The following is a 23,136-nucleotide window of genomic DNA, read 5'->3' as shown; positions in this document are numbered from 1 at the left end:
TATTTCCCGACAATGTTTGTGGAGGGTTTTATTAATGCCAAGTGATGATAAACAGTTAGTACTTCGTGCTAATACTTTTCCGTCTGTCGCCGATGGGCTCGATGCCTATATCAGTGCGATTGGCGACATCCCCACTTTAACTGCCGAGGAGGAGCAAGCGCTTGCTTATCGATTAATAGAACATGGTGATCTTAATGCGGCACAGACACTTGTTCTATCCCATCTAAAATTTGTGGTTCATATTGCGAAAAATTATACCGGCTATGGCCTTCCTTTGGTGGATCTGATCCAAGAGGGAAATGTGGGATTGATGAAAGCGGTTAAACGGTTTGATCCTTCCTACAATGTGCGTCTTATCTCTTTTGCCGTCTACTGGATTAAATCTGAGATTCATGAGTTTGTTATTCGTAATTGGCGAATTGTGAAAGTTGCAACAACAAAGGCGCAGCGAAAACTCTTCTTTAATCTCCGCTCTTCAAAAGAGTCTCTTGAATGGCTAACAGATGATGAGGCCGCTGATATCGCTAAAGAACTCAATGTTAGTAAGGCTGAAGTTAAACGGATGGAGATGCGACTCTTCTCGAATGATTTAGCATTTGATCTTCCGGTAGGAAGTAGTGTTGATGATGGTGATTTTAGTCCCTCAGATTGGCTCTCTTCAAATGCATTAGATCCTTCACAGGCTGTTGAGAAAGAGGATTATCAGACGCACAATAATGAGAAGCTCAATAATGCGATTGAATCTCTCGATCCGCGTAGTAAAGATATTATTCTTCAACGCTGGATGAGAGATGAGGATGAGGAGCGACCTACTTTAACTGAGCTTGCTGATAAATATTCAGTATCAGCAGAGCGTATTAGACAGATTGAGAATCAGGCGATGAGTAAAATCAAAGACCTGTTGACGGTATGATAACGTGCTCAATGTTCGTAAAGGACTCAGATTATTGATCTGGGTCTTTTCTATTATGGAGTGATATAAAATGAGAGCAATTAGAGAGATTAAAGAGAGTATTCAGGTCAAAGAGTTAGCGTTAGAGACAATGCCGGAGATGATCGAATCGACGGGTGAATTGATGCTTGATGCGCTCAAAGCCGGTAAAAAGGTTCTAATTTGTGGTAATGGTGGCTCAGCAGCCGATGCACAACACTTTGCGGCAGAGTTAATTAATCGCTTTGAAATTGAGCGTGCTCCTTTGCCGGCAATTGCATTAACTACCGATAGTTCAAATTTAACCTCCATTGCCAATGACTATAGTTATGATGAGGTCTTTGCTAAGCAGGTGATGGCGCTCGGACAGGCTGGCGATATTTTGATTGCGATTAGCACGAGTGGTAATTCAAAGAGTATTAATCGTGCCGTAGAGGAAGCACTTAAGAAAGGGATGATTGTATTGGGATTGACAGGGGAGAAAGGGGGAGAGATGGCAATGATAGAGAGCCCCAATCTTCATCTTGTTAAAGCACCGAGCCCAAGAACTGCACGAGTACAAGAGGTTCATATCCTTGTAATTCATATCTGGTGTGGAATGATCGATGCCGCTTATCGCTAAGCATTCCTCCAAACGGTTAAGAGGATGGGAGTAATAGTTTAAAGTATGGTTTAAAGGTGTAATTTTTCAATCGAGTCAATCTTCAGGAAGCTAATATCAAGAGGATAGGGTGAAGAGTTACAGCTGAAAATTAAAAATTTAATTGATTAAAGATGGCATAAGTCATAGGAGAGAAGCGGATGTTAAGACGATTCCTATTATTGAGTAGTTTTGTAATGTTGCTTTCAGCATGTGTTCCGGCATTTATCGTCGGCGGTGTGGGCGCGACAGCTGCAGGTGTTAATGATCGCCGAACCGCAGGGCAGATCGTAGAAGATAATGCGATCACAGTGAAGGTGCAAAATATGATCAGTCAACTTCCTGAACGAGGTCTTGCGCATATTAGTATCCTCAGTTATAACGGCACTGTCCTTATTTTAGGAGAGGTCCCTAACCATCAATTAGGTTTAGAGGTGGAAGAAGCGGTACGTAAAACTGAACATGTTAAGAGCGTTCATAATGAGTTGATTGTGGCGCCGGAAGCATCTCTTGCAAGTATTGCAGCAGACTCTATGTTGACTGCTAAAGTGAAGACTGCACTGGCAACAGATATTAAGCTGAAAGGCTTTAATGCCGGAAATGTGAAGGTGATGACCTCAAGACGAAAGGTCTATCTAATGGGGATTGTGAATGAGGCAGAAGCACGTGAAGCGATCGAGATTACTCGTCATGTTGCCGGCGTTGAAGAGGTTGTTCCTTTCTTCGATATCGTGAATCGACAGTTCCACAATATCAATTAAGAATTTTATATATTAAGATAGTTGTGCTAGGCGGGCTATTTTTAAAGTTAACTGCCTGGCTATGAGATAGTTTCAGAATTGATACTTTTAATAAGTTTTTAAACCATATTTTAAGTATGAGTTTCAATTAGATGTTTGAAGTAGCTATTTAGAATAGATATTTGAAATAGATATTTCGAGATGAAAAGGAATAGTAAAGATGACTAAAAGATATGATGCAATTGTAATTGGTGGTGGCTCCGGTGGACTCTCCTATGCAGAAAGAGCCGCAAGTTACGGAGTTAAATGTCTCTTAATTGAAAAAGATAAATTAGGTGGAACTTGTGTGAATGTAGGATGTGTTCCTAAAAAAGTGATGTGGAATGCAGCGAATATTGCACATATGTTTGATGATGCTAAAGGTTATGGTTTTACATTTGGTGAGCCACAGTTTTCTTGGAGCCATCTAAAAGAGAAGCGTGATCAATATATTAAGAATATTGTAACTTGGTATAACAACAGTTATATGCCAGATGCTGGTGTTGATGTTATTCATGGCGCGGCTAAATTTGTTGATAACAAGACAGTCGAAGTGAATGGTGAACATTTTACGGCAGATAAAATTGTAATCTCAACAGGTGGTTATCCATTAGTACCTGAAACAGAAGGGGCAGAGTATGGGATTACTTCAGATCAGTTCTTTGATCTTGAAGAGGCACCTAAGCGTGTTGTTGTTGTAGGTGCCGGCTATATTGCGGTGGAATTAGCGCAGCTTCTTTCTGCGTTAGGTAGTAAGGTGGATCTCCTCTGTCGTGGTGAGATGGTTTTACGCCATTTTGATAGCTATGTTACAGAGCATCTTAAAGAGGTTTTAGAGGGTGATGAGAATTTAACGCTCCATACACACTCCAATGTACAACGTGTTGAAAAGAGAGCAGATGGATCTTTAGTGGTTGTTACAGAGAAGGAATCGATCGAGACAGATCTTCTTGTTTGGGCAATTGGTCGTGGTTACAACACTCATAATATTGGGCTTGAAAATACAGATCTTAAGGTTAATGCAGATGGCACGATCAGTGTTAATAAGTATCAAGAGAGTGAAGTGCCGGGGATCTATGTGTTAGGGGATATTATTGGTGGGAAGTTCCAATTAACCCCGGTTGCGATTGCCGCAGGACGTCGTCTTGCTGATAGGTTGCATAATGGGATGGAAGGCCGCCATCTTGAGTATAAAGATATTCCGAGTATCGTCTTCTCCCACCCACCAATCGGTACAACGGGTTTAACAGAGAAAGAGGCCGCAGCTGAGTATGGTGAAGATGCTGTAAAATGTTATACCGCCTCTTTTACCTCTATGTACTCCAACTTTAGTACAAAACCTGTGAAGACTGCGATGAAGATGGTCACTGTTGGAGAGGATGAGAAGATCGTAGGAATTCACCTCATCGGGCCAACTGTCGATGAGATGTTGCAAGGCTTCGCTGTTGCAGTGAAGATGGGTGCGCATAAGCGAGATTTCGATGATACCGTTGCACTTCATCCAACAGCTGCCGAAGAATTGGTGACGATGCGTTAACAGCTTATATTCAGTCTAAATAAGAGTAGAAACAGAATGTTAGAATTTTTTCAGAGTATCGATATTATTGTGCTATTAACGCTCGTCCTCTCTGTAGGATTAGTTTTAGCTTTTGAGTTTGTAAATGGGTTTCATGATACGGCCAATGCCGTGGCGACAGTGATCTATACTAAGTCACTTAAACCCCGCTTAGCGGTCTTTTTATCCGGGATATTTAACTTTTTAGGGGTTCTGTTAGGAGGTTTAGGGGTTGCTTACGCTATTGTTAACCTTCTACCGATGGATCTCTTAGCAAATGCCAATTCAACGAAAGGGTTGGTGATGGTCGTCTCCCTTTTAGTTGCGGCGCTCATCTGGAACCTAGGGACTTGGTATTTTGGAATCCCTGCATCAAGCTCACATACTCTCATTGGCTCTATTTTAGGGGTAGGATTAGCCAATGCGCTTTTAACAGATCACTCACTAGTCGATGGTGTTAACTGGGATAAAGCTGTTGGAGTCTTTGAATCGCTCCTCTTCTCCCCTTTTATTGGGGCAGGGCTAGCGGGTCTACTTCTGTTACTACTCTTACGTTTTCTACCTAAAAGTTATATTCATAAAACACCTTATCAACGCCATGTGTTAGATAAGAAGAAGAAACCGCCTTTTTGGCCTCGCTTCTGGTTAGTCACCTCAGCGATGGGAATGAGTTATGCTCATGGTCAGAATGATGGTCAGAAAGGGATTGGTCTTGTGATGTTGGTACTCTTTAGTGTTGTGCCGGCACAATTTGTACTTAATCTTAATTCGAGTGTATTTGAGATTGAGCAGACACGTGTCGCAGCTCAACAGATGGTCAGTTACTATGATGCCAATCAAGAGGTGTTAGATAGACTCTATCCTAAGAGTGACCATGCATTAAGTGATGGCCTCTTTAGCTGTGAATATAGTGAGATGAAGCAACATTCTGAAAAATTGATTTCACTGCTTAATGGTATTGATACCTATGATCGTTTAACAACAGATGAACGTTGGGCGGTACGCAATGAGGTTATGTGTCTTGCGAGTATTGCAAAGACGTTAGAGTCTCAAGATCAATTGCCAGAAGCTTATCGAAAATCTTATAAAGCGATTGGAAAAGATTTAACTAAGACGACAGAATACGCACCTTTCTGGGTGATTGTAGCAGTTGCCGTTGCACTTGGTATGGGGACGATGATCGGCTGGAAGCGCGTAGTCGATACTGTGGGGGGCAAAATTGGTAAGAAAGATATGACCTACGCACAGGGGATGAGTGCGCAGATTGTCTCGGGTATTGCGATTGCGTCAGCTAGTCATTTTGGCTTTCCTGTGTCAACAACCCATATATTATCGAGCTCTGTTGCCGGAACCATGATTGCTAATAAATCGGGCTTGCAGAAATCGACCGTTAAAAATATTCTTTTAGCTTGGATCTTAACGTTGCCTGTTTCAACAGGATTAGCGTTTGGACTCTATTTCCTCGGAACATGGTTATTTGTGAGCTAAAATGAAATTATTATCATATCAAGAAGCTGCTGATGCACTGCTGCGTGGTGAAGTGATTGCCTATCCTACCGAGGGGGTATATGGCTTTGCTGCAGATGCAATGAATAGAGTAGCGGTAGAAAAATTATTGCAAATGAAAGAGCGTTCAGTCTCTAAAGGGTTTATTGTGATGGGTGCTTCATTAGCCCATCTCTCTCCTTTGATTGAGCCGTTAAATGATGGAGAAGCGCAGCGTCTTTTAGAAGAGTTAAGAGGAGGATATCGCTATACCTGGATAGTGCCAGCAAAAGAGAGTTGCCCCCACTATCTGCGCGGTGAGTTCCCAACATTAGCGATTCGAGTGACGAATCATCCTGATGCACTTGCGCTATGTGAAAAGATGCCGGTCGGAGTTGTTTCAACGAGTGCGAATCTCCATAAGGAAGCACCCTTAGAGAGTGCAGAAGCGATCTATCAGCTCTTTGGAGATCAGATTGCCGGAGTAATGGAGGGTAAGGTGGGTTCGCTCTCCTCTCCAACACGAATTGTGCATCTTAAAAGTGGAGAGATTATTCGATCTTAATTCTTAATTCTTAATTAATATTTAACATTTAATATTTTAATTAACGCTGTCATTGAGGCATCGATAGAGAAGAAACAAAAAACCTGCATTGAAATGCAGGTTTTTTATTGATCTTTTTAGTCTTATTGAATCTTATTGGGTTTTAATCTAAGAAGAGGGAGGTGATTAATGCAATAGCTTTAATTGCTTTAAACCTCTTTAGGCCTCTATTTATAATCTTAAATTTAACTCTTAAGATTAAGCCGCAAGCGCTTTGATTTGTGCGTTAAGACGGCTAAGAAGACGTGATACTTTGTTCTTATGAATAAGACCACGTTTTACAGAGCGATCAAGTGCGCTTTGCGCTTTACCAAAAGCTTTAACTGCTTCTTCGCGGTTATTTGCTTTGATAGCATTGATCGTTTTTTTCACGTAAGTTCTAGTCATTGAACGGTATGATGCGTTAGCTGCGTTGTGCTTTTCAGCTTGACGAACGCGTTTTCTTGCTTGTGCTGTATTTGCCAAGGTTTTACTCCACTTTAAAAATTTAGAATTTATAACATATTATTGCGCCGAATATCGACGCAATCAAATTTGTAATAATCACATATGATTAACTTTTTTCTCTCTTTTGTCAATCAAATGTCGCGAAAGTTTCAGCATTATCCCTGTGGTTAGCCTCACCGCTTGTTATTCAATCGGCGATTGGAAGAGAGATTAGAATGCTGGAACAATACTTCCTTGGTACTTCTCATTGATAAAGTCACGAACTTCATCGGTGGTGATAACCTCAATTAATGCTTTAATGCGAGGATCATCGCTATTTTCAGGTAAAATTGCAATGATATTGGCATAAGGAGATTCAGCGCCTTCAATAAAGAGGGAATCTTTAATCGGATTTAAACCTGCTTCTAATGCAAAGTTAGTATTAATGAGTGCAAGATCTACCTCATCGAGGGTTCTTGCTAGCATGGGGGCTTCAAGTTCTACAAATTGAAGTTTGTGAGGATTCTCTTTGATATCGAAGACCGTTGAAAGAATATTGTCAGGATTCGTGAGGGTAATGATCCCTTCATTATGGAGTAGAAGTAACGCTCGTCCACCATTTGCAGGATCATTTGGAATGCTCACCTTCGCTCCCTCTTTTAGGTCACCTTTCTCTTTAATCTTCTGTGAGTAGGCAGCAATAGGCTCAACATGGATCGCTGGATCTAACGCAATGATATTGAGTTGGTGATTTTTATTGAACTCTTCTAAATAGGGAAAGTGTTGGAAGAAGTTTGCATCCGCTTCTTTCTCATCGACCATTAAGTTAGGAAGGACATAATCGGTGACAACAACGATGTCGAGATCGATCTCTTTCTTCGCTAATTGTGGCTCAATAAACTCTAAAATCTCCGCATGGGGAACAGGTGTTGCTACAACCTTAAGTTTTTCTGCTGAAAAGCCAATAAATGGTGTTAATGAGAGTGCTGTGACAAGTGCTAATTTACGCATAATGAATTTTCCTTTTATCAAAAATGGGGAATCGAGCCCCGACTTAATAGGTATATCGATCTTTAAGATTGAAATCAACCCTTTCAGTGGAATTTTAATGGTATTTTTATGGAGAGTCTCTCGTGATGTTATTGTCAATCAATAGTAAATTTAAACAGTAGTTTGAAATAGTAAATTTAAGGAGAATGTTTAAACAGGATATTGAAGCGGTTTTCATTGCGATAAAAAGAGAGCGGTACCTGATTTCGATACCGCTCTATTTACGCTTACTATACTCTTATTATGTTCGATTATGTTTTCATCTATCTCTATACTAGTGCGGCGATAAGTTCATCTCGGTCGCCGGGAAGAAGATCGATCATAGGAATTTCAATCATTGTATACGCACCGGGTTGCTGCCTGGTTGCCGCACGGGCAGATGAGACCAAGATCTGTGCTGTGAGTGCAGGATTATTGATGCGCATATCAAACTCAAAGATCTGATTATCAGTTGTACCTGAAACGCCTTTACGAGTAATTTTAACGCCATGTCCAGCATCTTTCAGTTGATCGATATCATCGACTTGAGTGATAACCGTATCATCATGTTTAAAATAATCATCATTGAGAATTGTTGATTTGACATGATTGAAATCATGCCCCTCTTCTACTTCAATATAGACCATACGGCGATGCTGTCCCGTTCCGATTGGAATTGTGACTGAGAGAGCGTCTTTCACGCCAGGAATTGCTTTGACAGCGGTAGAGTGGCCCATGCTCATCCCGGGCCCAAAGTTGGTGTAAGTGACACCTTTAGGTGCTGCGGCAAGAAGAAGAGCGCGAATCACCGAATCTGAACCAGGATCCCATCCTGCAGAGATAATTGCGCTACGATTGTGAGCTTTTGCAATCTTATCAAGTTCATTGCGTACAGCGGCAATATCGCTATGAATATCGAAACTATCGACAGTGTGAATCCCTTTTTTAAGATACTCTGCAGCATAAGCTTGGGTTTGGCGGCTAGGCACACAGAGAATGGCAACATCGACAGCTTCAAGTTGGTCGATATCGGTGACAATAGGGTAGTTCACACCGGGAATTTCCCGTTTCTCTCGGCGAACAATACCGGCAATAGAGAAGTCTGGTGCTGCCTCTAGCGCATTAAGGACATAACGGCCGATATTGCCAAAGCCAACGATAGCTGCATTTATTTTGCGTGTCATATAGTCTCCTAGTTAGTTGAGTGATCAGTAATTGATATTGCCTAGAGATCGGATAAAGATATTCTGTGATAAGAGAATATGATAAGAAAATCATAAGAGAGAGGGTCTCTTTCTATCTCATTACAAAATCTACTACAGTGATATTTTTACTTCGATTGCTCTATAAGTTGCAATGTTTTTGTCAATAATTTCGTCAATATTCTAATTAGTATTCGAATCAATACTTTATATCGATATTATTATATCGATATTTTAATCGATAGTTCTCTCGATACTTTTACAGTTTTCCTGAGGCGCTGTAACGCTCCTCTATTTGCGAGTATAGTGACGTACGAGCCAATCCCCAATCCATTGCATAATCTGTACGATAATGACCAGCACAATCACAATGAGATACATCAATTCCGACATATTGCGGTGGAAGCCGTAACGAACAGCGATATCTCCTAGTCCTCCGGCACCTACGGTTCCTGCCATAGCGGTATAAGAGAGTATTAAGATTCCGGTAATGGTAATGCCGGCAATGAGGCTAGGTCTCGCTTCGGGGAGCAGTACTTTCATAATAATAGTTCGAAGTGGTGTTCCCATACTTTGAGCTGCTTCAATCACTCCGCGATCTACCTCTCTAAAGGAGGTTTCTGCCAGTCGAGCAAAGAAAGGGGCAGAACCGATCACAAGAGGAAAGATAGCCCCCTTTATCCCCATCTTTGTTCCCATCAATTTGAAGGTTAATGGTAGCAATACTACGATTAAGATCAGAAAGGGGATCGATCTTAATGTATTGGTGAGAAAGGAGAAGAAACGATAAAACTTTGGTGCTGAGAGAAGTTGTGTTGGGGAGGTGAGATAGAGTGCAACCCCCCATGGCAACCCAATTAATATTGTAAAAAACCATGTAAAACCTAACATGATCAATGTGACTAAGGTGTTATCCCAAATGATATTCCAATATTGGGTATTGTTAAGTGCATTGATAAATTCCGTCATTACTGAATCTGCTCCTCGTTATGACTTGTTAGATTGATAGATGGTTTGTGAAAGAGCGGCTTTGTTGTAATTCCTTCACTATTAAAGAGAGTGATCGCCGCGCTTCTTTCTGCCGGTGATCCACTTAAAACAACGGTTAATTGCCCATAGGGGATATCTCGAATATAACTGATTGATCCAGATAGAATAGAGAGATCGATATTGCTACGCTTGATAATCCGACTCAGATGAGGCTCAAATGCTTCAGTGCCAAGGTAGGTGAGCTGATAGAGGGAATCTTGTTGCTGTGGATAACGGCTGATATATTTTTTAAGCTCATTCTGCTCGGTTTTATCAATAATAAAATCTTGGGTAACAATCGATTGTGGATGTAAAAAGACCTTCTCAACATCGCCCGATTCAACTATCTGACTATCGTGAATAACGGCGACTTTATGGCAGATTGAGCGAATGACCTCCATCTCATGGGTGATTATCACAATTGTTAAGCCTAACTCACGATTGATATCGACTAATAGTTCTAAAATTGATTGTGTTGTTTGGGGGTCAAGTGCCGATGTTGCTTCGTCACAGAGTAGCACTTTAGGTTTATTGGCGATAGCTCTAGCGATACCGACCCGCTGTTTTTGTCCCCCAGAGAGTTGAGCGGGATATTTATCTCGATGCTCTTCAATTCCTACTAAAGTGAGTAACTCCGATACGCGCTTTTCAATATTCGCCTCACTCATACCCTCTAGGCGAAGTGGAAAAGCGATATTGTTATAGACAGTCTGACTTGAGAGAAGATTAAAATGTTGAAAGATCATGCCGATCTTTCTTCTCGCAAGCATCAGCTCTCGATTAGAGAGTTTTGTAAGATCGATATTATCAATCATAACTGAACCACTATCGGGCTTTTCTAATAGATTGATACAGCGAATTAATGTGCTTTTCCCGGCTCCAGAGTGACCGATGATGCCGTAAATAGAACCTTCTTCAATCGTGAGATTGATATTGTTGAGGGCGATTTTTGGCCCCTCTTTTGTGGTATAGGATTTGATGAGATTTTCGATTTTTATCATTGATTTTTACGACTTATATTTCAATTTCTATTGTAATAGGGATATTGGAGCTCAATCGCTCTATAAATTCCTATTAGAGTATCAAAAAGAAGGCGCAAGCGGGAGCTGTTTTCACCTTTATTCTTCGATAATGTTGGGATATTTTTTTAGTAATTGCTCGATGATTTTTTAAGATGTTTTGATCTCTTCTTGTGAGATTTGGTGGATATTCCTACTGATAGGCTTTCCCTTTATGGTGCTCTATCTCGAAGGGGAGAGCGCTCTATTATTTTCGAATGACCTTCACATGATCTATCCGCATGATCTATCAAATGCTTTGGGGTAGAGATTGAAAATGGAGAGATCACTTTAAAATGAAAAAGTTAGCACAGAGCGAAGCGATCCGTTAGGTGATTGTGGAAGGAGATCGAGCAACAGAAATAAAGGTCTACCTATAGCCCAAATGTTCTTTTGGTGGATTGTTGGGGAGAAAAATATGCGTAAATTTCACTAAATATCCGCTATACTGTTGGTTAAAGTATTATTTTATTAGCCTCAAAAGATTGATCTCTCGTAGGTTCTCTCTTTTGAAGGTTCTATTCAATTGTGTAGGGCCCTATTTCCTCCCTTATTTTCTCAACAAATATGGTAGCAAGAGTGATGAAATGGAGTGTTTGAGGGGTGGGGCTTTAAAAAGTAAGTAGAGGTAGTTGGTAGCACTCTTCATGCCTGATGAGGCTATCTTATCGCTATTTTCACAAAATAAGCAGGACTGCATTGCAGGGGGCTTATCAAAAAAAGAGGATTATTTTTATGGTAGACCAAAAGTTGTTGAGTGATATTGACCCATTAGAGACCAAAGACTGGGTTGATTCAATCGAGAGTGTCCTTGAAACAGAAGGGGAAGAGCGTGCACACTTTCTTATTGAGAAGGTGATTGAACGGGCACATCGTGATGGTGTGAAGATCCCGTTTACAGGTACAACCGAGTATATCAATACAATCCCTGCGGATAAGCAGCCCCGTTATCCAGGAAACTCAGAGTTAGAACATACCATCCGTTCCTACATTCGCTGGAATGCGATGGCGATGATCGTTCGATCAAATGCGATTGACTCTAGTCTCGGCGGACATATTGCGAGCTACGCTTCATTAGCAACGATGTGGGAAGTTGGTTTTAACCACTTCTGGAAAGGGAATACCGATACACAAGATGGCGATCTCATCTTCTTCCAAGGACACTCGAGTCCTGGGATCTATGCACGTGCTTTTATTGAAGGACGTATTACAGAAGAGCAGATGGATAATTTCCGCCGTGAAGTGGACAATAAAGGGCTCTCCTCTTATCCACACCCCTGGTTGATGAAAGATTTTTGGCAATTCCCAACAGTTTCGATGGGATTAGGTCCTATTCAAGCGATCTATCAAGCGCGCTTCTTAAAGTACCTTCATTCACGTGGGCTTGCGAATACAGAGGGACGTAAAGTCTGGTGCTTCTGTGGAGATGGTGAGATGGATGAACCAGAATCATTGGGCGCAATCTCTCTTGCTGGTCGTGAAAAACTCGATAACCTTATCTTCGTTATTAACTGTAATTTACAGCGTCTTGATGGACCTGTTCGTGGTAACGGTAAGATTATTCAGGAGCTAGAGTCAGGTTTCCGCGGTAATAATTGGAATGTGATTAAGCTTATTTGGGGGAATGGTTGGGATTCTCTTTTAGCACAAGATCATGATGGTATTTTGCGTAAACGAATGATGGAGTGCGTTGATGGAGATTACCAAACTTATAAATCTCGCGATGGTGCTTATGTTCGTGAGCATTTCTTCAATAGTCCAGAGCTTAAGGCGATGGTTGCACATATGTCGGATAATGACGTTTGGCGCCTCAATCGTGGTGGTCATGATGAGAACAAAGTCTATGCAGCATATGATGCGGCAGTGAAGACAGAAGGAAAACCAACAGTTATCTTAGTCAAAACCATCAAAGGTTATGGTATGGGCCAAGATGGGGAGGCTCAAAACGTTGCGCATCAGCAAAAATCGATTAGCCTTGAATCCCTTCGCCGATTCCGTGACCGCTTTGAGGTGCCTATCTCAGATGAAGATCTTGAAGCGCTCAACTTTATTCGTCCTCCTGAAGGAAGTCCAGAGCTTGAGTATCTTCATGAGCGCCGCCGTGCATTAGGAGGATATGTTCCTTCTCGCCGCGTTCAAGCAAAAGAGAAATTAACCGTTCCGAAGCTCGATGCATTTAAGGCGCAATTAGAAGCAACTGCAGAAGGTCGTGAAATCTCAACAACGATGAGTTTTGTTCGTATTCTCAATACGATTGTGAAAGATAAAGTGATCGGTAAGCGCGTTGTTCCTATTTTAGTGGATGAGTCGCGTACCTTCGGTATGGAAGGGATGTTCCGCCAATTGGGAATCTGGTCGCAAGCAGGGCAGCAATATACGCCACAAGATGCCGGTCAATTGATGTTCTATAAAGAGACGAAAGATGGGCAGATTCTACAAGAAGGGATTAATGAGGCAGGGGGTGTGAGCTCATGGATTGCCGCTGGTACCTCATACTCAAACTCTAATGTTGAGATGATTCCTTTCTTCGTCTGTTACTCTATGTTCCAAATGCAGCGTACTTTTGACCTCATTTGGGCTGCGGCAGATCAGCGGACACGTGGCTTCCTGATGGGAGGAACGGCGGGCCGTACGACACTCAATGGTGAAGGGCTTCAGCATGAAGATGGTCATAGCCATATTTTGGCGAGCTTGATTCCAAACTGTATCTCTTATGATCCTGCGCTTCAGTTTGAGTTAGCGGTTATCGTTCAAGATGGTTTGCGCCGTATGGTGGAAGAGCAGGAAGATGTCTTCTACTACATTACGATCATGAATGAAAATTATGCGCATCCTGCAATTCCTGAAGGTGTTGAAGAGGATATTCTTCGTGGTATGTATCTCTTAAAAGCAGGAGAGAAGAGTGATGCACCAAAAGTTCGTCTTTTAGGTGCAGGTACAATCTTGCAAGAGGTGATGCAAGCGGCAACGCTTCTTAAAGAGGATTGGGGTGTGGAGAGTGATCTCTATAGCTGCCCAAGCTTCACTGAGCTTGCGCGTGATTTCCATGAGTGTGAACGTCAAGCTCTCTTCCATCCTGAAAAAGAGGCGCCGGAATCATTTGTGGGCAAAATGTTAAATCATTCTGATGCCCCTGTCATTGTCTCTACTGACTATGTCCGTATGTATGCAGAGCAGATTAGACCTGCGGTTAAAGCACCTTACCGTGTTTTAGGTACGGATGGTTTTGGTCGTTCAGATACAAGAGCGCAATTACGTAAGTTCTTTGAGGTTGATCGCTACTACATTACTATTGCGGCGCTCAAAGAGCTTGCAGATGCAGGAACGATTGCACGATCAGTCGTAACAGAAGCAATTAAGAAATATAACATTGATGTTAATAAACCAAATCCACTTTGGGTATAAGGTTTTAAGCGCCCCTCTATTAGGAGTGGCGCTTCCTTATTCTAGGGTGTAAAACTCACGAGATGAGTTGTTAGATAGATAATTGAATAGATTATTAAATGGGTTATTGACAGATATAGAAGGATAAGAATTATGGCGAATATTGATTTAAGAGTTCCAGATATTGGGAATTCTGATGCCGTCGATGTCATTGAGATTAATGTTAAGGTGGGCGATATTGTTGCGGTTGATGATACGCTCGTAACATTGGAATCAGATAAAGCATCGATGGATGTGCCTGCTGAAGCGGCAGGAAAAGTTACAGAGATTTTGGTTGCAGTGGGAGATCAAGTTCAAACAGGGGATGTGATTGCGCGTGTTGAAGCAGTGGACCAAGCTCAAAAAGGCTCTACTACTAATGAAGTACAATCATCAGAGAAAGCAGTTGAAGCAGCACCATCAGCATCGAAAGTTTCCGAAACAGAGGCAGTGACAAAGGTTGCGGAGAATTCATCAGCAACAGGCGAGATTGCGGAAATTACGATTCCGGCAGTTGGTAATTCTGATGAGTTAGATGTGATCGATATCGCTGTTAAAGTAGGGGATCATGTTAAGCTTGATGAGACTCTCGTCACATTAGAGTCAGATAAAGCATCAATGGATGTACCCGCTGATAAAGAGGGGGTCATTACTGAGATTGCATTGTCCGTGGGCGATAAAGTTAAAGAGGGTGATCTTGTCGTTAAGATTCAGACAGGCGGAGCGGCAACAGATGCAGCGCAAACTTCTGCACCAGCACAAGTAGATGCGCCGGCAAAAGAGGTGCAGCAAGATGTTGTTAAATCATCATCTGAGAGTTTAAAAGCTCCCCATAAAGGGGATCAACTTCCTATTGCACCGGTACAAAATGCTGCAGAGCTCGATTTTAGTGGTGCGCATGCAACCCCTTCTGTGCGTGCATTTGCTCGTGAATTAGGTGCGGATCTTAATCAGGTTAAAGGGTCAGGGCGTAATAATCGTATTTTGCGTGAAGATGTGTTGCAATACGTTAAGGGAGTACTCTCTGGAAGTGTGGCAACATCAGGGGCTAAGGCGTCTACCGTCAACGGTGGTGGTTTAGATCTTCTTCCATGGCCTAAAGTCGATTTTTCTAAATTTGGAGAGGTGGAAGAGAGAGAGCTTTCTCGTATTCAGAAAATTTCTGGGGCAAATCTTGCACGTAATTGGGCGATGATTCCTCATGTTGCTCAGTTTGATGAGGCAGATATTACTGAACTAGAGGCTCTGCGTAAGCAGCTTAATAAAGAGTATGAGCGTGAAGGTGTTCGTGTCACTATCTTGGCATTCCTCTTTAAGGCTGTGGTAAAAGCGTTACAGAAATTCCCTGAGTTCAATAGCTCATTAGAAGGGGATAAACTCATTCTTAAAAAATATTACCATATCGGTTTTGCAGCTGATACACCTAATGGGCTTGTTGTTCCTGTTATTCGGGATTGTGATAAGAAAGGGGTATTAGAAATTGCTACTGAGATGCGTGAGCTTGCAGGCTTAGCGAGAGAAGGGAAATTGCGCGGAGATCAGATGACCGGTGGTTGCTTTACTATCTCCTCTTTAGGTGGAATTGGTGGAACAAACTTTATTCCTATTATCAATGCGCCAGAAGTTGCGATTTTAGGTGTTGCGAAGAATCAGGTAAAACCTGTCTGGAATGGAAAAGAATTTGAACCTCGTTTAATGATTCCTCTATCACTTTCATACGATCATCGTGTGATTGATGGGGCTTTGGGCGCGCGTTTTATCGTCTATCTCAATGAGCTTTTAACTGATATGCGTCGTATGGTGATCTAGGAGAGAGATATGATTATTGATTTAAAACTCCCCGATATTGGTAATTTTGATAGCGTTGATGTTATCGATATTAGTGTCAATATTGGGGATCATGTTGAGGTTGATGATACGCTCTTAACCTTGGAATCTGATAAAGCTTCGATGGATGTTCCTGCCGAAAAAGCAGGTGTTGTCACAGAGATATTGGTCAATGTTGGTGATAGTGTGAAAGAGGGCGATCTCTTTGCACGCTTAGAGGTAGCAGATGCAGACCTATCGAGCGCTTCAGCAGTGAAAGAGAAGATTGTTGACAGTGAGGCATCAACGAGTGCTGAACAGGAAGAGAAGGCGGCTCTTGTTGACTCATCCATTATTGATGCGGATTGCGACCTGGTTGTTATTGGTGGCGGCCCTGGGGGGTATTCAGCTGCTTTTAGAGCTGCAGATCTTGGTCTTAAAGTTGTTTTAGTAGAACGTTATCCGACAATCGGTGGCGTTTGTCTCAATGTGGGATGTATTCCATCTAAGGCGCTTTTGCATGTCGTTGATGTTATGGAAACGGCTAAATCATTTGCCGATATCGGTGTAACATTTGCTAAGCCTGAGGTTGATATCGATAAGTTGAGAGGTTTTAAAGAGTCTGTTATCGGGAAATTGACAGGTGGATTAGCAGGTATGGCTAAGATGCGTAAAGTCGAAGTTGTTCAAGGCTTTGCAACTTTCAAAAATGACCACTGTTTAACGGTAGCGCTAAATGATGGTGCAGAGCGAGAAATTCGTTTTAATAAAGCGATTATTGCGGCTGGATCCTCGGCTGTTAAGCTTCCTTTCTTGCCAGAAGATCCTCGCATCATCGATTCAACGGGAGCGCTTGAGTTAGAAGATATTCCTCAAAAGCTTCTCGTTATTGGTGGTGGAATTATTGGTCTAGAGATGGCGACCGTCTATTCAACACTTGGTAGTGAGATTACTATTGCAGAATTTGCCGATGGATTAGTGCCAGGGGCGGATCGTGATTTAGTGAAGGTCTTTGAAAAATATAATAAAGATCGATTCCATAAAGTGATGCTTAAGACCGCTGTTACGGGTGCTGTTGCAAAAGATGAGGGTATTGAGGTGACTTTTGAAGGGGAGAATGCCCCGGAGACACCTCTTCTCTTTGATAAGGTTCTGGTTGCGGTAGGGCGTAAGCCAAATGGTTTAACGCTTCATGCAGAGAGAGCAGGGGTGAATGTTGATGAGCGTGGCTTTATCTCTGTCGATAGACAGATGCGCACCAATGTTTCTCATATCTTTGCGATTGGTGATATTGTTGGTCAACCAATGCTGGCACATAAAGCTGTTCATGAAGGCCATGTTGCGGCGGAAGTCTGTGTCGGTGAGAAGCGCTTCTTTGATGCGAAATTTGTACCTTCCGTTGCTTATACTGATCCAGAGATTGCTTGGGCGGGTTTAACCGAAACAGAGGCGAAAGCGAAAGGAATTCCTTACGAAGTCTCTGTCTTCCCATGGGCGGCAAGTGGTAAAGCGATTGCAAATGGTCGTGATGAAGGCTTTACAAAGCTTCTCTATGATCCTGAAAGTAAGATTATTTTAGGGGGTGCTGTAGTTGGGATTCACGCCGGTGATCTTATTGGTGAAGTCTGCTTGGCTGTTGAGATGGGTGCCGATAGTATCGATATTGGACATACTATTCATCCACATCCAACATTGATTGAATCGGTAGGAATGGCTGCTGAAAATATTTTAGGCGCATGTACCGATCTGCCACCGATAAAAAAGCGTAAATAGTTCATTATGAAATATAGATAATCAATATTGATTATCGTGGTAGCTTTCTTGATATTTAAATGGTATTTAATTGGTCTTGCAATAATCGATCTTTCAGTAATGTTTAGATAATATTGAAGATGCTATTTAAAAGCATAGAATGTGAAAAGAGAGTAAAAAGAGAGCCCCGAGATATAAAATCTTGGGGCTCTTTTTTTATGGATGATGAGAAGAGAGAGGGCGGAAATTATACAAATTTACCGATTTTGGGTTCTGCTATTAGTTACCGCTCAGCTTTCGTTCTAATCCTAATCCTAGTTTTAGGGCGAATTGGATCGGGATTAAGATCTATTTCTCTTCATTCATCATGGCGTAATACTCTTCTTCTGTCAGAAGCTTCTCTTTTTCTCGCTTAATTGCTTTTTGTGCCGCCTCATCATAGAGCTCCTCTTCAGGTGCACGTTCTTTATCGATCTCATGCATGATGTCATAACACATTTCGCGCGTATGTAGTTTTGTCATTGCTGAAATTGCAAAGTGTGGGGCAGGACGATCCCAATTGACCGCATTTAAAAACTCTTCGATCGCATTTTCACGATCTTCCTCGGGAATAAGATCAATCTTATTTAAGACTAGCCAGCGAGGCTTTTGGTAGAGCTCTTCACTGTAATTTTTTAACTCTTCTAAGATTGTAAAGTAATCTGCAACCGGATCTTGAGAATCGCTAGATGCCGAAAGATCAATCAGGTGGAGAAGGATGGAGGTACGGCTAAGGTGCTTGAGGAACTGTATTCCCAATCCAACCCCTTCAGAAGCTCCGGCAATAAGGCCAGGAATATCAGCAACGACAAAACTGTGAAGTGGGTCAATATCAACTACGCCTAAGCTCGGTGCTAAAGTGGTAAAAGGATAATCCGCAACTTTAGGGCGAGCGCCAGAGATTGCACGGATTAATGTTGATTTTCCGGCATTAGGAAGCCCTAATAGGCCAACATCTGCCATCACCTTCAGCTCTAAGCGTAGCTCTCTCTCATCACCCTCAGTTCCAGGTTTTGATTGTCTAGGTGCTCTATTGGTGGATGTCTTGTAACGAGTATTCCCTAAGCCATGATATCCACCTTGTGCAACTTTTACGATCTGACCATCTTCTGTTAAGTCAGCGATAAATTCGTTGGTAACATTATCAAAGACCTGGGTACCTAGAGGAACATCAAGATAGAGATCTTCCCCATCCTTTCCTGTTCTGTTAGCGCCAGCGCCATCTTCTCCACGCTCTGCACGATAGGTGCGAGTGTAGCGATAGGTCATTAGTGTATTCAGTGCTTTAGTTGCACGAAGGTAGACGCTTCCGCCATCACCGCCATCTCCACCATCGGGACCACCGAAGGGGATAAATTTTTCGCGTCGAAAGCTAACACAACCATTGCCACCATTGCCGGCGATAACAACAATTTTTGCTTCATCAATAAATTTCATTGAATTACCTCAATTTATAATGTGAGGACATAAAAAAAGCTCCACGGTAGATAGTGTGGAGCTTTCATGACTATTTCGTTTAGTAGCGAAATGAATTAAGCAACTGGCTCGATGCTTACATATTTACGCTTGCCTAAACCTTTTGTTTCAAATGTAACGTGACCGTCAGCTTTTGCAAATAGTGTGTGATCTTTGCCAACACCGACATTTAATCCTGCATGAAAACGTGTTCCACGTTGACGAACAATGATTGAACCAGCGGTTACAAGCTCACCACCAAAACGCTTTACTCCAAGACGTTTACTTTCTGAGTCACGACCGTTACGGCTCGAACCTACACCTTTCTTCTGTGCCATAGTTTAAGTACCTCTATCTAGTTAATTAAGCGCTGATGCCAGTGATTTTGATTTCTGTAAAATGCTGGCGATGACCCGCATGATGACGGTAGTGCTTACGACGGCGGAATTTGATGACATCGATCTTACGAGTACGACCTTGCTTTCTAACTTCTGCTGTCACTTTAGCGCCCGCAACCACTGGGGTACCTACAGTTACATTACCATCTGCACTAACAAGAAGAACATCATTTAACTCGATGTTAGAACCTTCTTCTGCACCTTCGATTTTTTCAATACGGAGGATTTGACCTTCCGCGACGCGATATTGTTTACCGCCCGTTCTAATTACTGCATACATAATTGCTGAATGCTCCGCATAAATTAATTTACATAAAATATTCGATCAAACCAGCCATTTGAGAGGGGACTACAAAACGGTCGGGTTTAAGAGGGGTAATATTAAAACTTATCTAATAAATAGTCAAGCTTTGTGCAAGCTTAACAGAAAGAATATACCCATATTCTCTAGAACCTCTGACCCCATTCTCAGTTGGAGTTTGCTACATTTTATAGGGTTTTAAAAGATCTTGCTATCCCATTTCCCACTACAACTTATTAGTTTAAGTGTTGTAGCATTTTCGCTACCTTCAATTTTGCTTTTAATCTGATTGATACTTCTTGATAGTTTGTAGTAGCCCTTAGGATGCCATTAAACAAGAGGGAAATAGCGCCTTAAAATATCGTAATTTCTTCTTTAATCATAGAGATTTCTTCTTTTTTAACTAAGTTTTTATAAATAGAGGGTCTTTTAAGGGGGTGGGGTAGGTATAAAAATCTAGAGAAGGGGTAATAGATGCAAGAAGCTTTAGTAGGGATGGTCTTATTTCTACTGTTAACTTATGGAGCTTTACAGCTATTGCGACAAGAGCTAAAAGTTGCGGTAAAGATAGAGCAGAAAGTGATAAGTTTTTCGTTAAGAGAGGAGCAATTAGATGTCTATTAGGAGTCGAGGTGCTAGCTCTACTGTCAGAAATATTGATGGGGATGAGGGCTGTTTAGGGGGAATGTTTCCTGCGGAGAAGGGAGCAACGTTACTCTCATTTGTTGTTGGTTTGGCTTTGGCAGGAACGTTACTTGTTATGGCTGTATTAACTTTTCAGCAGGTGTTTCACGTGCAACAGCAGGTTGAGGCGCAAATTTCAGTATTGGATGCACTGATGGAGGTAGAGGATTTTTATCGAAAGGAGTTGGGGCGATTACAATTTGCACCTTATTGCCCTTCATTATTGCCCCCTTTTCATGAGCTCTTTTTAGGAGATGGTATGGTGCGAGAGTATCGAGATAGAATGGCGATGGGAGTTGTTATTTCAAAGCGGAAGGCAGGTAGTGATCCCATCGTTGATCTTTTAAAGCTAAAGGGGCACGGTAGCGGAACCTATCTTCCAAAGCCGCCTAAAAATATTTCGCGCTTATTAAATGGTGCTGAGCTTCTCTATATTAATGGGTTAATTCCTAGTGATCTGCGACTAGATGGAAGGTATTTTGTGGGAGAGTATGATTCAGATCTCATTGGGTTACGAAAGGGGAAGTTTTATATTACTGATTGTCAGAGTGCCTTATTGCTAGAGGCGGAACGAGATGGTGGGATATTTTATGTTGCGACAGAAGATTATCAGCGTGTGAAAGAGCTGTTTGATCCCACTCAAGTGCAGATATATCTCTATAAGGAGTATCTTGTCTATCTACAGATAAGGGATGATATTAGTCAGTTAGTAGTAGATTATATGGATGGACAGGCATTTTTGAGGATCCCTTTTATTGCTGATATGCGTTTTAATTTGAGGGTAAATGGTCTCAATATTAAATTAGTTGCCGCTGTTCCTTCTCATCGTCGAAAACGAGCTGTTATAGTCGAGGAGGAGGGGTATCGTCGTACATTTTTTAATAGTGAGGCGGTTAGGTTAAGGTCTTTAGAGGTGCGCTGGTAGGATGAGGCGAGAACGGGGTTCTATACTTCTCACTTTAATGGTAGTTTTTCTACTTTGCGGACTCTATCTATCATCGGGTGTTGTTGCGCTTAGTTTAAAGATTTTCCAGCTTCAGCGGTGGCATAGATCGCTCGAAGAGCGGGAGCGGACTATTTCTCTTTTTCTGCAAGAGAGGGTTCGGATCGATTGGAGTGAAGGTGAGACTGCTCTTTCGTCGGAGAGGTGTCATCTATTTAGTCAGCGGGAATTACGACAACGGGAAGGTTTTTCTGTAAAGAGAGTAGGTGATAATTGTTATCCGGCGAGTGATAGAACGATTTATCAACTCTCTTTCGCTGGGGGAGTGAGTGATTATAATCGAGTGTTGTATCAGTATCAGTTTGTATCTAAGAATAAGATGCCGATTTTAGAGCCAATGTTAAATGTTGAGCGTGAGGAGGATCGATGGATTCTTAGAGTTCGATATCAAGGTGAAGTCTTGACCTTTCAGGTTCTGAAGAACGTTTTGAGGGATAGTGGTATTGACTTAGATGAGCGAGATCTTGCTGCCTTTGGTCTGATCCCGATGGTTGAAAGTCACAATCAAAACTTAGATCTCCTCTTTGCGCTACAAGGTGGAAAGTATTTATGGAAGCTAAAAAGGGAAGGAATGCCGAAACTTTTGCACCAATTTCGTGATGAGGAGTGGGTGTTGGCATCGCTATTTAAACCTATAGAGGGTAATCTCTACTTGTTAGTAGTTAGTGATCGTCATTCTTTAGCTGAATCATTAACACTTTATCTATTGGATGTTAGTACAGATCATCTTGCTTATAAGGTGTTGCAAGAGGATCTGCTTTTGAGTTATCGAGGTGTAGCAGAAAAGGGGAATTTTAAGGTGGAGAGAGTTGACGATCGATCTCTTGTAATGCGAGGAGAGATGCGGGAACGTTTAGGTTCTGCTGTGGATGAATTTCTTTTTGCTATCGATTGGAATGGTGATGCGCTTTGGGGAAGAGATTATTTCTGGAGAAGATCAGCGATCGAATGTGGGTTTCAGCAGGAAGCATATGAGCCGATTCCTGGATGGCAGATTGGGTGTCAACGGCAAGCGTCGACTAAGCTGCTCTATCTCTATTAACTCCAGCCCCTCCCTTTTTATCCTCGACATTATTTTTGTTTGATAGATATACTTGGGTTCTTATTTTTAGGGGGTATCGATATCTCTATACGGAACTATATAGAAATATATGAAGTAGGGGGGGCTACAGCTGATCTATAAAAACTCTCTGCTATCGATAAGAGCTATTTAATGAGGGGTATTGGTTAAAGTTATTGATGAACGTTATTATTAAAAGAATCTGGTATCTTAATAATTCAGCTATCTTTAGATAAGATAACTATTTCTTAATAAACTCTATGTTTTTTTGGATAGAGTTGGTTGAGGTTTGAGAGGTATTGTTAATGCGATATATCGGAGCATTTCGGATCGGTTATTACTATTTATTAGTCATTGGTATTTAATAGAGCTTGTATTATTGGTGTTATTTGGATGTTTTGGTTGATATCTGCAGAATCTACTATATGTAGAGGTGTGTCTTTCAAGATGGGTGAAGGTTTATTTGATAGGGAAGTG

General features: G+C 41.7%; 20 protein-coding genes. 12 read left to right on the top strand and 8 right to left on the bottom strand.

All coding sequences use genetic code 11. The features are described 5' to 3' along the window. Positions 1-34 precede the first annotated feature (34 nt). The 6 genes from rpoH (at position 35) to DC082_RS05335 (ending at position 5,955) form a co-directional block, all read left to right on the top strand. On the top strand, positions 35-913 hold the full coding sequence (gene rpoH, locus DC082_RS05360; protein ID WP_094566693.1) for an RNA polymerase sigma factor RpoH: 879 nt from the start codon (positions 35-37) through the stop codon (positions 911-913). 70 nt (positions 914-983) lie between these two features. Beyond that, a complete protein-coding gene (locus DC082_RS05355) occupies positions 984-1,553 on the top strand; it encodes a D-sedoheptulose-7-phosphate isomerase (protein WP_109236043.1) in 570 nt (189 codons plus the stop codon). 179 nt (positions 1,554-1,732) lie between these two features. Then, positions 1,733-2,332 carry a BON domain-containing protein gene (locus DC082_RS05350; RefSeq protein WP_109236042.1) on the top strand — a complete coding sequence of 200 codons (600 nt, stop codon included), beginning with the start codon at positions 1,733-1,735 and terminating at the stop codon, positions 2,330-2,332. Between the two features lie 199 nt (positions 2,333-2,531). Then, on the top strand, positions 2,532-3,887 hold the full coding sequence (gorA, locus tag DC082_RS05345) for a glutathione-disulfide reductase (protein WP_109236041.1): 1,356 nt from the start codon (positions 2,532-2,534) through the stop codon (positions 3,885-3,887). Positions 3,888-3,923: 36 nt separating this feature from the next. Beyond that, positions 3,924-5,393 (top strand): inorganic phosphate transporter, encoded by a 1,470-nt coding sequence (locus DC082_RS05340; protein ID WP_109236040.1) that lies wholly within the window; start codon positions 3,924-3,926, stop codon positions 5,391-5,393. Between the two features lies 1 nt (position 5,394). Further along, complete coding sequence (locus DC082_RS05335) at positions 5,395-5,955, top strand: L-threonylcarbamoyladenylate synthase (protein WP_109236039.1); 561 nt, start codon at positions 5,395-5,397, stop codon at positions 5,953-5,955. A 237-nt stretch (positions 5,956-6,192) separates the two neighbouring features. Here the strand turns inward: DC082_RS05335 and rpsT are convergent, their stop codons facing one another. The 5 genes from rpsT to DC082_RS05310 all read right to left on the bottom strand — a co-directional run bounded on the left by rpsT (position 6,193) and on the right by DC082_RS05310 (position 10,681). Then, positions 6,193-6,459, bottom strand: coding sequence for a 30S ribosomal protein S20 (rpsT, locus tag DC082_RS05330; RefSeq protein WP_094566699.1), 267 nt, complete (start codon positions 6,457-6,459; stop codon positions 6,193-6,195). A gap of 192 nt (positions 6,460-6,651) precedes the next feature. Beyond that, on the bottom strand, positions 6,652-7,431 hold the full coding sequence (locus DC082_RS05325; protein WP_094566700.1) for a MetQ/NlpA family ABC transporter substrate-binding protein: 780 nt from the start codon (positions 7,429-7,431) through the stop codon (positions 6,652-6,654). Positions 7,432-7,739: 308 nt separating this feature from the next. After that, positions 7,740-8,633 carry a diaminopimelate dehydrogenase gene (locus DC082_RS05320; protein ID WP_109236038.1) on the bottom strand — a complete coding sequence of 298 codons (894 nt, stop codon included), beginning with the start codon at positions 8,631-8,633 and terminating at the stop codon, positions 7,740-7,742. A gap of 309 nt (positions 8,634-8,942) precedes the next feature. Further along, a complete protein-coding gene (locus DC082_RS05315) occupies positions 8,943-9,620 on the bottom strand; it encodes a methionine ABC transporter permease (protein WP_109236037.1) in 678 nt (225 codons plus the stop codon). Beyond that, positions 9,620-10,681: a methionine ABC transporter ATP-binding protein gene (locus DC082_RS05310; protein WP_109236036.1), complete on the bottom strand. Its 1,062-nt coding sequence runs from the start codon at positions 10,679-10,681 to the stop codon at positions 9,620-9,622. The genes DC082_RS05315 and DC082_RS05310 overlap by 1 nt, the downstream gene beginning before the upstream one ends. A gap of 792 nt (positions 10,682-11,473) precedes the next feature. Here DC082_RS05310 and aceE point away from each other — a divergent pair. From aceE to lpdA, 3 genes are all read left to right on the top strand, one after another. After that, complete coding sequence (aceE, locus tag DC082_RS05305; RefSeq protein WP_094566704.1) at positions 11,474-14,143, top strand: pyruvate dehydrogenase (acetyl-transferring), homodimeric type; 2,670 nt, start codon at positions 11,474-11,476, stop codon at positions 14,141-14,143. Between the two features lie 132 nt (positions 14,144-14,275). Continuing rightward, a complete protein-coding gene (gene aceF / locus DC082_RS05300; RefSeq protein WP_109236035.1) occupies positions 14,276-15,970 on the top strand; it encodes a dihydrolipoyllysine-residue acetyltransferase in 1,695 nt (564 codons plus the stop codon). Between the two features lie 9 nt (positions 15,971-15,979). Further along, on the top strand, positions 15,980-17,740 hold the full coding sequence (gene lpdA, locus DC082_RS05295; RefSeq protein ID WP_109236034.1) for a dihydrolipoyl dehydrogenase: 1,761 nt from the start codon (positions 15,980-15,982) through the stop codon (positions 17,738-17,740). Positions 17,741-18,067: 327 nt separating this feature from the next. On the opposite strand, the gene cgtA is transcribed toward lpdA, so the two are convergent. From cgtA to rplU, 3 genes are all read right to left on the bottom strand, one after another. Continuing rightward, positions 18,068-19,195: an Obg family GTPase CgtA gene (gene cgtA / locus DC082_RS05290; RefSeq protein ID WP_109236033.1), complete on the bottom strand. Its 1,128-nt coding sequence runs from the start codon at positions 19,193-19,195 to the stop codon at positions 18,068-18,070. Between the two features lie 95 nt (positions 19,196-19,290). Next, positions 19,291-19,551 (bottom strand): 50S ribosomal protein L27, encoded by a 261-nt coding sequence (gene rpmA, locus DC082_RS05285; protein WP_094566708.1) that lies wholly within the window; start codon positions 19,549-19,551, stop codon positions 19,291-19,293. 25 nt (positions 19,552-19,576) lie between these two features. Next, complete coding sequence (gene rplU / locus DC082_RS05280; RefSeq protein ID WP_094566709.1) at positions 19,577-19,891, bottom strand: 50S ribosomal protein L21; 315 nt, start codon at positions 19,889-19,891, stop codon at positions 19,577-19,579. 495 nt (positions 19,892-20,386) lie between these two features. Here rplU and DC082_RS10735 point away from each other — a divergent pair, with 495 nt between their 5' ends. The 3 genes from DC082_RS10735 to DC082_RS05270 are packed head-to-tail and all read left to right on the top strand — an operon-like array spanning position 20,387 to position 22,641. After that, positions 20,387-20,536, top strand: a complete 150-nt coding sequence (locus DC082_RS10735; RefSeq protein ID WP_157957410.1) for a hypothetical protein — start codon at positions 20,387-20,389, stop codon at positions 20,534-20,536. Further along, positions 20,526-21,521 carry a hypothetical protein gene (locus DC082_RS05275; RefSeq protein WP_109236032.1) on the top strand — a complete coding sequence of 332 codons (996 nt, stop codon included), beginning with the start codon at positions 20,526-20,528 and terminating at the stop codon, positions 21,519-21,521. The genes DC082_RS10735 and DC082_RS05275 overlap by 11 nt, the downstream gene beginning before the upstream one ends. Before the next feature lies 1 nt (position 21,522). After that, entirely contained in the window at positions 21,523-22,641 is a 1,119-nt protein-coding gene (locus tag DC082_RS05270) for a hypothetical protein (RefSeq protein ID WP_133243687.1), read from the top strand. Positions 22,642-23,136: the final 495 nt, after the last annotated feature.

It is taken from the genome of Ignatzschineria indica, from assembly GCF_003121925.1.
Lineage (GTDB): Bacteria > Pseudomonadota > Gammaproteobacteria > Cardiobacteriales > Wohlfahrtiimonadaceae > Ignatzschineria > Ignatzschineria indica.
The sequence above is the reverse complement of the archived record's forward strand: the minus strand, read 5'-3'. Positions and strand labels throughout refer to the sequence as shown.

Bases quoted from the DNA above. Each gene is read 5' to 3' on its own strand.
- rpoH (WP_094566693.1), top strand. From the start codon at position 35: ATGCCAAGTGATGATAAACAGTTAGTACTTCGTGCTAATACTTTTCCG.
- DC082_RS05355 (WP_109236043.1), top strand. From the start codon at position 984: ATGAGAGCAATTAGAGAGATTAAAGAGAGTATTCAGGTCAAAGAGTTA.
- DC082_RS05350 (WP_109236042.1), top strand. From the start codon at position 1,733: ATGTTAAGACGATTCCTATTATTGAGTAGTTTTGTAATGTTGCTTTCA.
- gorA (WP_109236041.1), top strand. From the start codon at position 2,532: ATGACTAAAAGATATGATGCAATTGTAATTGGTGGTGGCTCCGGTGGA.
- DC082_RS05340 (WP_109236040.1), top strand. From the start codon at position 3,924: ATGTTAGAATTTTTTCAGAGTATCGATATTATTGTGCTATTAACGCTC.
- DC082_RS05335 (WP_109236039.1), top strand. From the start codon at position 5,395: ATGAAATTATTATCATATCAAGAAGCTGCTGATGCACTGCTGCGTGGT.
- DC082_RS05325 (WP_094566700.1), bottom strand. From the start codon at position 7,431: ATGCGTAAATTAGCACTTGTCACAGCACTCTCATTAACACCATTTATT.
- DC082_RS05320 (WP_109236038.1), bottom strand. From the start codon at position 8,633: ATGACACGCAAAATAAATGCAGCTATCGTTGGCTTTGGCAATATCGGC.
- DC082_RS05315 (WP_109236037.1), bottom strand. From the start codon at position 9,620: ATGACGGAATTTATCAATGCACTTAACAATACCCAATATTGGAATATC.
- DC082_RS05310 (WP_109236036.1), bottom strand. From the start codon at position 10,681: ATGATAAAAATCGAAAATCTCATCAAATCCTATACCACAAAAGAGGGG.
- aceE (WP_094566704.1), top strand. From the start codon at position 11,474: ATGGTAGACCAAAAGTTGTTGAGTGATATTGACCCATTAGAGACCAAA.
- aceF (WP_109236035.1), top strand. From the start codon at position 14,276: ATGGCGAATATTGATTTAAGAGTTCCAGATATTGGGAATTCTGATGCC.
- lpdA (WP_109236034.1), top strand. From the start codon at position 15,980: ATGATTATTGATTTAAAACTCCCCGATATTGGTAATTTTGATAGCGTT.
- cgtA (WP_109236033.1), bottom strand. From the start codon at position 19,195: ATGAAATTTATTGATGAAGCAAAAATTGTTGTTATCGCCGGCAATGGT.
- rpmA (WP_094566708.1), bottom strand. From the start codon at position 19,551: ATGGCACAGAAGAAAGGTGTAGGTTCGAGCCGTAACGGTCGTGACTCA.
- rplU (WP_094566709.1), bottom strand. From the start codon at position 19,891: ATGTATGCAGTAATTAGAACGGGCGGTAAACAATATCGCGTCGCGGAA.
- DC082_RS10735 (WP_157957410.1), top strand. From the start codon at position 20,387: ATGCAAGAAGCTTTAGTAGGGATGGTCTTATTTCTACTGTTAACTTAT.
- DC082_RS05275 (WP_109236032.1), top strand. From the start codon at position 20,526: ATGTCTATTAGGAGTCGAGGTGCTAGCTCTACTGTCAGAAATATTGAT.
- DC082_RS05270 (WP_133243687.1), top strand. From the start codon at position 21,523: ATGAGGCGAGAACGGGGTTCTATACTTCTCACTTTAATGGTAGTTTTT.